General features: G+C 63.6%; 12 protein-coding genes. 9 read left to right on the plus strand and 3 right to left on the minus strand.

What is annotated here, in order from left to right:
- The first annotated feature begins 140 nt into the window (after positions 1-140).
- Positions 141-617 carry an Hsp20 family protein gene (locus ACQY4G_RS13160; RefSeq protein ID WP_067689215.1) on the plus strand — a complete coding sequence of 159 codons (477 nt, stop codon included), beginning with the start codon at positions 141-143 and terminating at the stop codon, positions 615-617.
- Between the two features lie 327 nt (positions 618-944).
- Here ACQY4G_RS13160 and ACQY4G_RS13165 read toward each other — a convergent pair whose 3' ends face one another.
- The 3 genes from ACQY4G_RS13165 to tpiA all read right to left on the minus strand — a co-directional run bounded on the left by ACQY4G_RS13165 (position 945) and on the right by tpiA (position 3,882).
- A complete protein-coding gene (locus tag ACQY4G_RS13165) occupies positions 945-2,579 on the minus strand; it encodes a CTP synthase (RefSeq protein ID WP_421991496.1) in 1,635 nt (544 codons plus the stop codon).
- Positions 2,580-2,685: 106 nt separating this feature from the next.
- Positions 2,686-3,042, minus strand: a complete 357-nt coding sequence (gene secG, locus ACQY4G_RS13170; RefSeq protein WP_291171170.1) for a preprotein translocase subunit SecG — start codon at positions 3,040-3,042, stop codon at positions 2,686-2,688.
- A gap of 78 nt (positions 3,043-3,120) precedes the next feature.
- Positions 3,121-3,882, minus strand: coding sequence for a triose-phosphate isomerase (tpiA, locus tag ACQY4G_RS13175; RefSeq protein WP_291176385.1), 762 nt, complete (start codon positions 3,880-3,882; stop codon positions 3,121-3,123).
- 196 nt (positions 3,883-4,078) lie between these two features.
- On the opposite strand from tpiA, the gene ACQY4G_RS13180 reads away from it, so the two are divergent.
- From ACQY4G_RS13180 to lexA, 8 genes are all read left to right on the plus strand, one after another.
- On the plus strand, positions 4,079-6,013 hold the full coding sequence (locus ACQY4G_RS13180) for a SurA N-terminal domain-containing protein (RefSeq protein WP_421991498.1): 1,935 nt from the start codon (positions 4,079-4,081) through the stop codon (positions 6,011-6,013).
- Positions 5,982-7,520, plus strand: coding sequence for an anthranilate synthase component I (trpE, locus tag ACQY4G_RS13185; RefSeq protein WP_421991500.1), 1,539 nt, complete (start codon positions 5,982-5,984; stop codon positions 7,518-7,520). Before ACQY4G_RS13180 ends, trpE begins: the two co-directional genes overlap by 32 nt.
- Positions 7,517-8,356 carry a phosphodiester glycosidase family protein gene (locus ACQY4G_RS13190; protein ID WP_421991502.1) on the plus strand — a complete coding sequence of 280 codons (840 nt, stop codon included), beginning with the start codon at positions 7,517-7,519 and terminating at the stop codon, positions 8,354-8,356. The genes trpE and ACQY4G_RS13190 overlap by 4 nt, the downstream gene beginning before the upstream one ends.
- The gene (gene pip / locus ACQY4G_RS13195; protein ID WP_421991504.1) at positions 8,353-9,315 is read left to right on the plus strand and encodes a prolyl aminopeptidase; all 963 of its coding nucleotides are present in this window, start codon (positions 8,353-8,355) and stop codon (positions 9,313-9,315) included. Before ACQY4G_RS13190 ends, pip begins: the two co-directional genes overlap by 4 nt.
- A 75-nt stretch (positions 9,316-9,390) precedes the next feature.
- Entirely contained in the window at positions 9,391-10,005 is a 615-nt protein-coding gene (locus ACQY4G_RS13200) for an anthranilate synthase component II (protein ID WP_421991506.1), read from the plus strand.
- Positions 10,002-10,994, plus strand: a complete 993-nt coding sequence (gene trpD, locus ACQY4G_RS13205) for an anthranilate phosphoribosyltransferase (RefSeq protein ID WP_421991508.1) — start codon at positions 10,002-10,004, stop codon at positions 10,992-10,994. Before ACQY4G_RS13200 ends, trpD begins: the two co-directional genes overlap by 4 nt.
- A gap of 1 nt (position 10,995) precedes the next feature.
- Positions 10,996-11,781 carry an indole-3-glycerol phosphate synthase TrpC gene (gene trpC / locus ACQY4G_RS13210; protein WP_421991510.1) on the plus strand — a complete coding sequence of 262 codons (786 nt, stop codon included), beginning with the start codon at positions 10,996-10,998 and terminating at the stop codon, positions 11,779-11,781.
- A gap of 147 nt (positions 11,782-11,928) precedes the next feature.
- On the plus strand, positions 11,929-12,618 hold the full coding sequence (gene lexA, locus ACQY4G_RS13215; RefSeq protein ID WP_067690318.1) for a transcriptional repressor LexA: 690 nt from the start codon (positions 11,929-11,931) through the stop codon (positions 12,616-12,618).
- Positions 12,619-12,631: the final 13 nt, after the last annotated feature.

Raw genomic sequence — 12,631 nt, forward strand, 5'->3', positions numbered from 1 at the left:
AAGCTAGCGCGCCGTCGGACCACTTGAAAGCGATTTCGGCGTTCCTATCTCGAGTGTGTCGCCACAATGGGTGTGGCGGCGCCGGGGTGCCGATCACGGGCCCCGCCCTGATAGAATCGCTCACAAGAGGATTTGTTTCGATGAACCGTATGGATCTTACCCCTTTCCGTCGCTCAACCGTCGGATTCGACCGCGTGTTCGACCTGATGGAACGCCAGGCGCGCAACGCCGGCGGCGACAATTACCCCCCCTTCAACATCGAGCGCCGCGGCGATGACGACTATCGCATCACGCTGGCCGTGGCCGGGTTCCGCGAGGGCGATCTCGATATCGTCGCGCAGCAGAACCTGCTGGTCGTGACCGGCAAGAAGCGCGACGAGTCGAACGAAGGCGAAATGCTGCATGTCGGCATCGCCAACCGCGGTTTCGAGCGTCGCTTCGAACTGGCCGACTACGTGCGGGTCGCCAATGCCGACCTGGCCGATGGCCTGCTGGTGATCGACCTCGTGCGCGAAGTGCCCGATGCGATGAAGCCCAAGAAGATCGCCATCGGCGGCCAGCAGCCGCTCGAAGTGGTCAAGGACGAAGACCAGGGCGGCGACAGCAAGGCTGCCTGAGCCTCGTTCCAACACACAGACTGAATACGAAAAAGGGGGCGGAACCTGGTTCCGCCCCCGCGACGTTGTACGCCGCCCTACCCCGAAATCGGCCGTCCGGGTCGCAGAAGACAACCGTCATCGAGGCAAGCCCCACCGCTTGCTGGCGAAGCGTCTGTCTCGAAAACCCGCGCAAATCCGCCGGGAAACAACGTCATAGTGCCCGACATGTATCAAAAGATAAACCCGCTGCGCGGGCCCGATTGGATTTTGTCGCGTGCTTACAAGTTCCGGCTCACGGAACTCAACGATATCATAATCTTAGAGATTTCCGGGTTTTCAGGGCTGCTAGACCAGGCGCGCCTGTTCCAGCGCAGCTCCGACGAATCCGGCGAATAAGGGGTGCGGATCGAACGGTTTCGACTTCAACTCCGGATGGAACTGCACGCCGACGAACCAGGGATGGTCGGGACGCTCCACAATCTCCGGCAGAAGGCCATCGGGCGACATGCCCGAAAAGATCAGGCCCTGCTTCTCTAGCGGTTCGATATAGGCGCCGTTGACTTCGTAACGATGGCGGTGTCGTTCGGAGATCGTCGTCTCACCCCCATAGATGCCGGACACATGGCTGTTGGCAGCCAGCTTGGCGTCGTAGGCTCCAAGCCGCATCGTGCCGCCGAGGTCGCCGCCGGCCTCGCGGGTCTGGAGGCCCTCTTCGGTCATCCACTCCGTGATGATCCCGACGACAGGCTGCTCGGTCTCGCCGAATTCGGTCGACGAGGCTTGCTCGTAACCGGCGGAACGCGCCGCCTCGATACATGCCATCTGCATGCCGAGGCAGATACCGAGGAAGGGTACCTTGCGCTCGCGCGCAAAGCGCACCGCCGCGATCTTGCCCTCGCTGCCACGCTCGCCGAAGCCGCCGGGAACGAGAATGCCGTGCATCGGCTCTAGCTTGGCGGCGATTTCCGCGTCGTCGCCTTCGAAGACTTCCGCGTCGATCCACTTGAGGTTGACCTTGACGCGGTGCGCCATACCTCCGTGGACAAGCGCCTCGTTCAACGATTTGTACGCGTCTTGCAGGCCGACATACTTGCCGACCACACCGATCGTGACCTCGCCTTCGGGATTGGAATGGCGATCGACCACATCGTACCAGCGCGACAAATCGGGATCGGGTGCATCGGTGATGCCGAAGGCGCGCAGCACCTCGGTATCGAGGCCTTCGCCGTGATATTGCAGCGGTACCGAGTAGATCGACGGAGCGTCGAGCGCTGGAATGACCGCTTCCTTGCGCACGTTGCAGAAGTTGGCGATCTTCTGGCGCTCGCCATCGGGAATTGGGTGCTCGGCGCGGCACAGCAGCACGTCGGGCTTGATACCGAGGCTGGCGAGTTCGCGCACCGAGTGCTGGGTCGGCTTGGTCTTCAGCTCGCCTGCTGCAGCGATGTAGGGCACAAGCGTAACGTGGACGCTCAGCGTCTGCCACGGCTCGAGCTCGTTCCGCAGTTGGCGGATGGCTTCCATGAAGGGCAGGCCTTCGATGTCGCCCACCGTGCCGCCAATCTCGCACAGGATGAAATCGTGGTCGTCCTGGCCCGCCAGCGCGAAAGCCTTGATCTCGTCGGTCACGTGCGGGACCACCTGGACCGTCGCACCGAGGTAATCGCCGCGGCGTTCCTTGGCGATGATGTCCTGGTAGATCCTTCCGCTCGTGATGTTGTCGCCCTGATGCGCCGAAACGCCGGTGAAGCGTTCGTAATGGCCCAAATCGAGGTCGGTTTCCGCCCCGTCGTCGGTCACATAGACCTCGCCGTGCTGATACGGGCTCATCGTGCCCGGATCGACGTTGAGATAGGGGTCGAATTTCCGAATGCGGACCTTGTAGCCACGCGCCTGGAGGAGGGCAGCAAGCGATGCTGCCATGAGACCTTTGCCAAGCGAGGAGACCACGCCGCCGGTGATAAAGATATACCGCGCCATGGGAGTCGGGCCTTAAGCTTATTCGTTGAGTCGGGGCAAGCGCAAAGCACCGCAAATCGCACCGCGCGGGCGGCGCAATCGAAAGCACCAGCGATTGGGGTGTGAGTTACTGGGTGACGTCGGCAAGCGGATCGTCGCTTGCCGGGGCCTCTTCACCAGTGGTTGCCGGGCCGAGCGGATCGACGGGCGCAGCCGGAGCGACTGACCGATCGAGCGTCGATTCGATGGCATCGCCGCCCGTCGTGTCCACCGCGACGGCAGCCAGCGCAATCGAGAGGATCACGAACAGGACCGCCAGCCATTTTGTCGAACGGGTCAGGAAGTCCGCCGCACCGCGCGCGCTCAGCATGCCCGAGGGGCTGCCGCCGATACCCAGACCGCCACCTTCGGAGCGTTGCATCAGGATGACGCCGACAAGCGCGGCGGCGACGATCGCCTGGAGGACGGTGAGGAAGAGGAACATGCGGGTACTCTTGGGACTGGTATCAACGGGCTGAGGCGCATTTAGGCGCGCCTCGGCAAAACGGCAAGCGGCGGGCGATCAGGCCTCTTCGGATTCAGAGGCGCCGACGACGATTCCAAGAAAGGTCTCGGCAGAGAGGCTGGCCCCGCCGACGAGCGCCCCGCCCACTTCGGGCGTCGCAAGAATTTCGGGCGCGTTATCGGGCTTTACCGATCCGCCATAGAGTATCCGGACCGCCGCGGAGGCTTCTTCACCGTATGTCTCGTTAAGCAGTTCGCGGATCGAACGATGCATCGCCTCGATGTCTTCCGGGGTGGCGGTGCGACCGGTGCCGATTGCCCAGATCGGTTCGTAGGCAATCGTCAGCCGCTCGGCCGGCTCCCCGAACAGCGGCAGAGCCGCCTTTATCTGATTCAGTACGAAGCTCTCGGCATCTCCGGCATCGCGCGTCTCCAGCGTTTCCCCGCAGCACAGGATGACGCGCAGGCCGGCTTCGAGCGCCGATTCGATCTTCGCGTTGATCAGCTCGTTGGACTCCCCGTGTCCCTGGCGCCGCTCGCTGTGGCCAAGGATTACGAACTTCGCTCCAGCGTCGGCGATCATCGAAGCATTGATGTCGCCCGTATGCGCGCCTTCCGCGCCCGGGTGGCAATCCTGCGCCCCGACACCGATCTGCTCGGCCTCCTTATGCACGGCATGGATCAGCGTGTAGGGAGGCGCCACAGCTACCTCGACCTTCATATAGCGCTGCGCAGCACGGTCGATCGCGCGCGCTTCGGAAAGCATTGCGCGCGTGCCGTTCATTTTCCAGTTTCCGACGATGTAGGGCCGTTCGGCCATGGGTAGATCCTGCGATATGTCTGGTTGAATGGCCCGCTATATGGGGCTTGAGCTGCGCTCCGCTAGAGAAGGATTGTTCCCACGTCAAAACCCTTTGCAACCTGTTGCCGACGGGTCGCAGGGGGGATAAAGCGCCCCAACCCATCCAGGCACCGCCTGACCGACAGCAGCCAGCCAACGGGATCGCCCGCACGCCATGTTCCAGTTTTTTCGCAATTTCTTCAAGACGAAGCTCGGCCTTGCCATTGCGCTGGCGTTCCTCGGCCTGATCGCTCTTGCCTTTGCCAGCGCCGATGTTTCGAGCACCGGGACCTTCGGTGGTATTGCCGGCGGCGACCGCGTCGCGGTGGTGGGTGACGAAAAAATCTCGACTTCGGACCTGTTGCGCGGCGCGAACAACAGCCTTGACCGGGTAAGGCAGGAACAACCCACTGCGACAATGCGGGAATTTCTTCGCGACGGCGGTTTGAACTCGGCTCTGGAGGCCCTGATCAATAGGGCTGCGATCAAGGCCTATGCCGACGAACATGGCATTCGTGCGGGCGACAATCTGGTCAACAGCGAGATCCGGATGATCCCGGCCTTCCGCGGGCCCGATGGCAATTTCAGCGAAGACACCTATCGCCAGGCGCTGGCGCAACAGCGCATTACCGATGCACAGGTGCGTGAGGACCTCGGAATCGGCCTCCTTTCCCAGCAGATGTTGTTTCCGGCAGGCTTCGGCGCGACCGTTCCGGACAAGCTGGCCTATCGCTACGCGCAGTTATTCAAGGAACGCCGGGAGGGCTCGATCGCGCTCCTCCCCGCGGCAACCTATGCTCCCTCGGGCGAGCCCGATGCGGAAGTGCTACGCGCCTTTTACGATAACAACCGAGACGATTTCGTCCGCCCGGAGCGTCGCACGATCCGCTATGCAACCTTCGATTCGGCTGCGTTGGGCGACCGCATCGAACCGACTGCTGCCGAGATCGCTGCACGTTACGAGCGCGACGCCGAGCAATATGCGGCTAGCGAGACACGCGATTTCACCCAATTGATCGTGCCCACCGAAGCCGCGGCCAACTCGATCCGGCAACGGGTGGAGGGCGGAGCACCCTTCGAACAGGTTGCCCGCGAAGCCGGACTGCGCGCTGCGCCGGTCGTCGATGTCGCAAGAGAGGGCTTGGCCGCGCAGGCCTCGCCAGCTGTCGCCGCCGCCTACTTCTCCGCCGCACGTGGCGAGATGACTCGACCGGCACGCAGCCCGCTCGGCTGGCACCTGGCACGCATCGATTCGATCGACTCACGACCGGCCCAGAGCCTCGCCCAAGTTCGAGGCGAGATCGCCGACAGCTTGCGCGAGGAAAAGCGCGTTCGCGGCCTCGCCGACCTTGCGACCGAAATCGAGGATCAGCTCGCCGATGGCGCCACGCTGGCCGAAGTGGCCGACGAAATCGACCTTGAGCTGACGACCGTCGGCCCGGCGCTCGCCAACGGCCGCCTGTTCGAAAATCCGCAGCAAACGGTTCCCGAAGTCTTGCAGCCCGCGCTGGCAACGGCATTCCAAATGGACGAGGAAGAGCCCGAGATCGCTCCGGTCAACGGTGGACAGACCTATCTCGTCTACGAGGTCGGCGACATCACCCCTGCTGCCGTGGCTCCCTATGCAGAAATCGAGGAACTGGTCGAGGCGCGCTGGCGGTCCAGCGAAGGGATGAAGGCGGCACAGGCAGCGGCCGACCGCGTGATTGCCCGCCTCCGCAATGGCGACTCGATCGCCGATGCTCTCGCTGCGGAAGACCGCCGGGTGCCCCCAGCCCAGTCGATCGACATGACCCGCGAAGACCTCGCGCGCCAGCGCGAGCGGCGCATTCCACCGCCAATTGCGTTGCTCTTCAGCATGGCCGAAGGCACGGTCAAAAAACTCGACGCGGGAGGGAATGCCGGTTTCTTCGTGGTCAAGGTCGACGAGATCGCGATGGACGATATCGCCCAGGACGACCCGCTGATCGCGCAGGCTCAGCGCCAGATGGGCCCGCTGCTGGGCGACGAATATGCCGAACAGCTCGGGCTGGCGATGCGGCAGGAACTGGGCGTGTCGCGCAATCAGACGGCCATCGATGCTGTCCGCAGACAGCTCACCGGCAACTGAGGCGCGCTTGGGCAGCGGCCTGAAGGGCGTCGAACGGGCGCGCGAAGCGCTGGCGCAGGGCACTCCCGCGCTGGTGTGGCGCGAAATCGTGGCCGATACCGAAACACCGGTTGGCGCTGCGCTCAAGCTGTTCGAGGACGGTCGCGGCGACTTTCTGCTCGAATCGGTGGAGGGCGGCGAGGTGCGCGGGCGCTACAGCCTCATCGGGCTCGATCCCGACCTGGTGTTCCGCGCCACCGGCGACCGCGCCGAGATCAATCCGCAATGGCAATTCGCGCGCGATGGCTTCGAACCTTGCCAGCACGGAACACTCGACAGCCTGCGCGCGCTGGTCGACTCGTGCCGCTGCTCCGTGCCCGAGGAACTGCCGCCGGCGCTGGCCTGCCTTGTCGGCCATTTCGGATATGAAACCATCGGACTGGTCGAAAAGCTGCCGCGCCCACCTGAAGATCCACTCGACCTCCCAGACATGCTGTTCGTGCGCCCCACCGTCTTGCTGGTGTTCGACCGGCTCAGCGATGCGCTTTTCTGCATTGCACCGGTATGGCAGGGCGGCTCGATCGAGCGAGCAGGCGACAGGATCGACGAAGTTCTGCGCAAGCTGGTCCAGCCCCATGCGGATGCGAGCGATCACCTTGCCGACCATCCCGAACCGGCGCTCGACCCCACTATGCCGGCAGCCGATTACGAGGCCATGGTCCTGCGCGCGAAGGACTACATCGAGGCTGGCGACATCTTCCAGGTCGTGCTCTCGCAGCGCTTCACCTCGCCCTTCGCGCTGCCACCGATGGCGCTCTATCGCGCGCTGAGGCGCGTAAATCCGTCACCATTCCTCTATTTCCTCGACATGCCCGGCTTCGCCATCGTCGGATCGAGCCCGGAAATCCTCGTCCGCGTGCGCGACGGCGAAGTGACGATCCGGCCGATTGCCGGCACCCGTCCACGCGGCGCAACGCAGGCGGCAGATCGGCTCGCCGAACTAGAGCTGTTGTCCGACCCGAAAGAGCGGGCCGAGCACTTGATGCTGCTCGACCTGGGGCGCAACGACGTGGGCCGGGTGGCTGAATCGGGCAGCGTCACCGTCACCGAGAGCTTCACCGTCGAGCGTTACAGCCACGTCATGCATATCGTCAGCAATGTCACCGGACGGCTCGATCCGTCGAAGGATGCGATCGACGCGCTGTTCGCCGGATTTCCGGCAGGCACCGTAAGCGGCGCGCCCAAGGTGCGTGCGTGCGAGATCATCGCGGAACTCGAACCGGCCACCCGCGGCCCCTATGCCGGCGGTGTGGGCTATTTCGCGCCGGACGGCTCTGTCGACAGTTGCATCGTCCTGCGCACCGCCGTGGTCAAAGACGGTACGATGCATGTGCAGGCAGGCGCCGGGATCGTCGCCGATAGCGATCCAGCCTATGAACAAAGAGAATGCGAAGCGAAGGCGGGTGCGCTGCTCGCTGCGGCGAAGGAAGCCGTACGCCTCGCGATGGAGCCCGGGTTCGGTCAATGAGAACAACTATCGCTGCGCTGGTTTTGCTTGCGCTGACAGCCTGTGAAGTACAGCCCGAAGGCGAACCCGTCGCGCGTGCGCGCATCGACGGGCAGCAGCCCACCGCGTCTCCCACTCCCGAACCAAGCCCGACCGCAACACTTGCGAGCCAGGTCGAGAGCGCCTGTCGAGCGATCATTTTCGAGGACACGCCGCTCAGCCACTGCCTGGCGGTTCCCTCGCGGCACAGCATCGCAATGGAACTCGCGCCCGACGGCGCTCCACCCTATCGAAGCCTGACGGATTTCGCCCGCGCTCAGGAAATCGACACCATCGCCTTTGCGATGAACGCAGGCATGTTCGACGACGAAGGCAAGCCGATCGGGTATTTCGTCGAGAACTCGCAGCGCCTGCAAACGCTCAACACCGCCGATGGCGAGGGCAATTTCCACATGAAGCCCAATGGCGTGTTCTACGGCAGCGGCGGCGAATGGGTTGTCCGCAGTACCGACAGCTTCCTGGCGAATGTCACTGAACGCCCGGAATTCGGCACCCAGTCGGGACCGATGCTGGTTATCGACGGCAAAATTCACCCCACGATCACGCATGACGGGCCTTCTCGCCTGGTCCGCAACGCCGTCGGCGTCGATGACGATGGCCGAGCGCATTTCGTGATATCGAACGCGCCGATCTCTTTCGGCAAGCTCGCCCGGTTCTACAAGGACGAGCTGGACGTCAAGAACGCGCTGTTCCTCGATGGAAACGTCTCGCTGATGTGGAACCCCTCCACCGACCGGCTCGACACGGGGGCGCCCATCGGTCCCATCGTCGTCGTCAAGAAGAAGGCCTCCGAATGACCGAAGCCCGCCGCACGCTCTATCCCGAGATCGAACCCTTCGAAACCGGCATGCTCGATGTCGGCGAAGGCCATTCACTCCATTGGGAGCGGGTCGGCACCAGGGGCGCGAAGCCTGCGGTTTTCCTCCACGGAGGTCCCGGCGGCGGCATGTCGCCCGACCATCGTCGCCAGTGGGATCCGGAGCTCTACGACGTGCTGCTGTTCGACCAGCGCGGCTGCGGCAAGTCGCTACCCTTCGCCGAGATCGAGCACAACGATACCTGGCGGATCGTCGAGGACATCGAGCGTTTGCGCGAGATGTGCGGTCACGAAAAATGGCAGGCATTCGGAGGCAGCTGGGGTTCGACCCTCGCCCTGGCCTATGCGGAGAAATATCCCGAACGTGTCAGCGAACTCGTGCTGCGCGGCGTGTTCCTAGCGCGCGAGCAGGAAAAGACTTGGCTCTACGGCTACGGCGCAAGCGAAATCATGGCCGAGCAGTGGGACGAGTTCATCGGCCTCATCCCCGAACCGGAGCGGGGCGATCTCGTGCGCGCTTACTACAATCGACTGACGAGCGAGGACGAGGCCACACGGCTGGCGGCGGCGCGCGAATGGTCGCTGTGGGAAGGCCATGTCGCTACGCTGCTGCCCAACGAATCCCTGCTCGAAAGCTTCGGCGATCCGGCCAAGGCGGTTCCCTTCGCACGGATCTGCGCCAAGTTCTTTCTCGAGGGGTTCTTCCTCGAGGAGAACGAGTTGCTCGGGAAGGTCGGGAGGCTGTCCGGTATTCCCGGAATCATCGTGCAGGGCCGCCATGACATCTGCACTCCGCCAAGTGCTGCCTGGGCTCTGAAAAAGGCCTGGCCCGAAGCCGAGTTGTGGATGGTGGACGACGCCGGACACAGCGCCAGCGAGCCCGGTATCGTCGACGGCCTGGTCCGCGCGACCGACCAGCTGGCCGGCAAGCGGGCGTAACGCCACGTTGACGTTTCGCCTCTCGCAGCTTTCCTTGCTTGAAAGCACGGCGCCAGAGCTTCATTGACGCCACGAATGACCGACACTCGCACCATCCTCGTAATCGACAATTACGACAGCTTCACCTTCAATCTCGTCCACTATCTCATGGAAATGGGCGCGAGTGTGGAGGTGGTGCGCAATGACGCCATTTCGGCGAGTGAGGCGCTGGCCACAGATCACGCGGGCTTTCTGATCTCGCCCGGCCCCTGCACGCCGAACGAGGCGGGGGTCAGCCTCGACCTCGTGGCGGCGTGCGCCGATGCAGGCAAGCCGCTACTCGGCGTGTGTCTCGGCCATCAGTCCATCGGCCAGCATTTCGGTGGGCGGGTCGTCCGTGGCGGGCTGATGCACGGCAAGACGTCACCGGTGACGCATGATGCCAACGGGGTCTTTGCCGGCCTGCCCTCGCCCTTCACGGCGACGCGCTATCATTCGCTGGTGGTCGAGAACATTCCCGATTGCCTCGAAATCAACGCCACCAGCGAGACGCCCGGCCTCGACGGCAGCAGCGTGATGGGCTTTCGCCACAGCGAGCTGCCGATCCACGGCGTCCAGTTCCACCCAGAAAGCATTGCCACCGAGCACGGTCACGCGCTGCTCGCCAACTTCCTCGACATCTGCGGTATCGCCGCCAAGGTCCCGGCATGAAACGACTTCCCGACGCAAAGCAGCACCTTGGCGAGCAGGAGGCCGAAGAGGTCTTTGGCTGGATTCTCGATGGCGAAACGTCAGACGAGGACATCGCGAGGTTTCTCGTCGACATGTCGGCGCGGAGCGAAACCTCTGACGAGATCGCCGGGGCGGCGCGAGCGTTGCGCGCGCGGCTGATCCCGGTCGATGCGCCCGAAGGGACGGTGGATTGTTGCGGCACCGGCGGCGACGGCCATCACACGCTCAATGTGTCGACAGCGGTCAGCCTGGTCGTCGCTGCCTGCGGCGTGCCCGTTGCCAAACACGGCAATCGCGCGGCCAGCAGCAAATCGGGCGCGGCCGACACGCTGGAGGCGCTCGGTCTCGACATGGAAGCGGCGGGAAGAAGCGCCGAGAAGACCCTGGCGGAACTGGGGATTTGTTTCCTTTTCGCCAAGAACCATCATCCGGCGATGGGGCGGATCCAGCCCATTCGCCAGAAATTGGGCGTGCGTACGATCTTCAATCTTATGGGTCCGCTGTCGAACCCTGCCGGTGTGCGTCGCCAGCTCATCGGCATCGCGCGGCCCGCCTATGTGCCGATCTACGCTGCGGCAAAGGCCAAGCTGGGGACCGATCGCACCTTCATCGCATCGGGGGACGAGGGGCTCGACGAGTTGAGCCTCGCGGGCGGCAATGAACTGGCCGATGTTAAGGGCAACGAATTCGAAATGCGTCGGGTGGTCGCGGTTCAGGCCAATCTACCGCACGCACCTGTCGAAGCCATTCGCGGCGGCGATCCGGACCACAATGCGCGCGCGCTGGAGGCACTGCTCAGCGGTACTCCGGGTCCCTATCGCGATGCCGTTCTTTTCAATGCCGCTGCCACGCTGATGGTCGCCGATCGTACCGACGACTGGACCGAAGGTGCCGAGATCGCTGCAGAAGCGCTGGATTCGGGCAAGGCCAAGGCTCTGCTCGGCAACTGGATCGCAATGGCCGCGTGACATGAACAAGCTGGAGGAAATCTGCGCGACCAAGCGCGAGGAAGTGGCTGCACGCAAGGCGCGCCGCTCGCTTGCCGATCTCGAAGCCCTAGCCAAGGAACAAACCGCCCCCCGCGGGTTCCAAGCAGCTCTTTCGCGAGCACAAGCCGAGGGCTTCGGGCTGATCGCAGAGATCAAGAAAGCATCTCCCTCCAAGGGTCTGATACGCAAAGATTTCCGCCCCGCCGACCATGCCCACGCCTATGCAGCGGGCGGCGCTGCGTGCCTCTCTGTGCTGACCGATGCGCCCTATTTCGAGGGGCACGAGGACTATCTGGTCGAAGCCCGCGCGGCCTGCGCCCTGCCCGTCCTGCGCAAGGATTTCATGGTCGATCCGTGGCAGGTCGCCGAAGCCCGGGCAATCGGTGCCGATGCGATCCTGATCATCGTTGCTGCACTCGAGGACGGCGCGATGGTCGAGATCGAAGCGGCGGCGATCGAACACAAGATGGACGTGCTGGTCGAAGTTCACGATCGCACCGAACTAGAGCGTGCAACCTGTCTCCAGTCGCGATTGATCGGGGTGAACAATCGCGATCTCAAGACCTTCACCACCGATCTCGCGAACACCGAAACGCTGGCCGCGATCGCGCCTCACAATGCCCTTCTGGTCGGCGAAAGCGGAATTGCCACCCATGCCGATTGCGAGCGTCTGGCACGCTCGGGAGTGCGCAGTTTCCTCGTCGGAGAAAGCCTGATGCGCCAGGCCGATGTCGAGGCAGCGACGAGAGCGCTGCTTGGCGGTTGAACTCTCCACGCCGGACCGAACCGGGAACAATTGTTCCACCGCAAACCGTTCGAAAATGACGCTATTGCTTGACCTGGCGAATCAGGTTGCTTACTTGTTCCGCATTCGTTCACAGGTTTGTGAACAGGCGAAACGGGAGTGCGCAACATGCTGACCGCCAAGCAGCACGAATTGATCCGCTTCATCCAGCAGCGGCTGGAAGAGACCGGCATTTCGCCGAGTTTCGAGGAGATGAAGGAAGCGCTCGACCTCAAGAGCAAATCGGGCGTTCACCGGTTGATTTCCGCGCTCGAGGAACGCGGCTTCATTCGCCGCCTGCCCAATCGCGCCCGCGCGCTCGAAGTCGTCAAACTGCCCGAGGATGCAGTGATGGGCACGCCGAGGCCTGCTCCGGCGAACGATCCTGTCAGCGCCGCCATGCCCGCGAAAGCCGTCGCGCCTGATCCTGCGAACGACATAATCGACGTACCGCTCCATGGCCGGATTGCCGCCGGCGCGCCGATCGAGGCGATCGAAGGGCAGTCGAGCATGCCGGTTCCTGCCGCCCTGCTCGGCCCCGGCGAACATTATGCGCTCGAGGTCTCGGGCGACTCGATGATCGAGGCGGGCATTTTCGATGGCGATTACGCGCTGGTGAAACGCGCCGACAGCGCACGCGACGGCGAGATCGTAGTGGCACTGGTCGATAATGAGGAAGCGACGCTCAAGTATCTGCGCAAGGATGGTGGACGGGTCGTGCTCGATCCCGCCAATGGCGCTTACGAGCCGCAAGTCTACGAACCGCACCGCGTGCAGGTTCAGGGCAAGCTCGCAGGGCTGCTGCGGCGCTATCACTGACGGGCATTGCCCC

The sequence above is a fragment of the Qipengyuania sp. genome, assembly GCF_965277845.1.
Taxonomy (GTDB): domain Bacteria; phylum Pseudomonadota; class Alphaproteobacteria; order Sphingomonadales; family Sphingomonadaceae; genus Qipengyuania.

What these genes read in the sequence shown, in the direction of transcription:
- ACQY4G_RS13160 (WP_067689215.1), top strand. Translation starts at nt 141, where the DNA reads ATGAACCGTATGGATCTTACCCCTTTCCGTCGCTCAACCGTCGGATTC.
- ACQY4G_RS13165 (WP_421991496.1), bottom strand. Translation starts at nt 2,579, where the DNA reads ATGGCGCGGTATATCTTTATCACCGGCGGCGTGGTCTCCTCGCTTGGC.
- secG (WP_291171170.1), bottom strand. Translation starts at nt 3,042, where the DNA reads ATGTTCCTCTTCCTCACCGTCCTCCAGGCGATCGTCGCCGCCGCGCTT.
- tpiA (WP_291176385.1), bottom strand. Translation starts at nt 3,882, where the DNA reads ATGGCCGAACGGCCCTACATCGTCGGAAACTGGAAAATGAACGGCACG.
- ACQY4G_RS13180 (WP_421991498.1), top strand. Translation starts at nt 4,079, where the DNA reads ATGTTCCAGTTTTTTCGCAATTTCTTCAAGACGAAGCTCGGCCTTGCC.
- trpE (WP_421991500.1), top strand. Translation starts at nt 5,982, where the DNA reads ATGCTGTCCGCAGACAGCTCACCGGCAACTGAGGCGCGCTTGGGCAGC.
- ACQY4G_RS13190 (WP_421991502.1), top strand. Translation starts at nt 7,517, where the DNA reads ATGAGAACAACTATCGCTGCGCTGGTTTTGCTTGCGCTGACAGCCTGT.
- pip (WP_421991504.1), top strand. Translation starts at nt 8,353, where the DNA reads ATGACCGAAGCCCGCCGCACGCTCTATCCCGAGATCGAACCCTTCGAA.
- ACQY4G_RS13200 (WP_421991506.1), top strand. Translation starts at nt 9,391, where the DNA reads ATGACCGACACTCGCACCATCCTCGTAATCGACAATTACGACAGCTTC.
- trpD (WP_421991508.1), top strand. Translation starts at nt 10,002, where the DNA reads ATGAAACGACTTCCCGACGCAAAGCAGCACCTTGGCGAGCAGGAGGCC.
- trpC (WP_421991510.1), top strand. Translation starts at nt 10,996, where the DNA reads ATGAACAAGCTGGAGGAAATCTGCGCGACCAAGCGCGAGGAAGTGGCT.
- lexA (WP_067690318.1), top strand. Translation starts at nt 11,929, where the DNA reads ATGCTGACCGCCAAGCAGCACGAATTGATCCGCTTCATCCAGCAGCGG.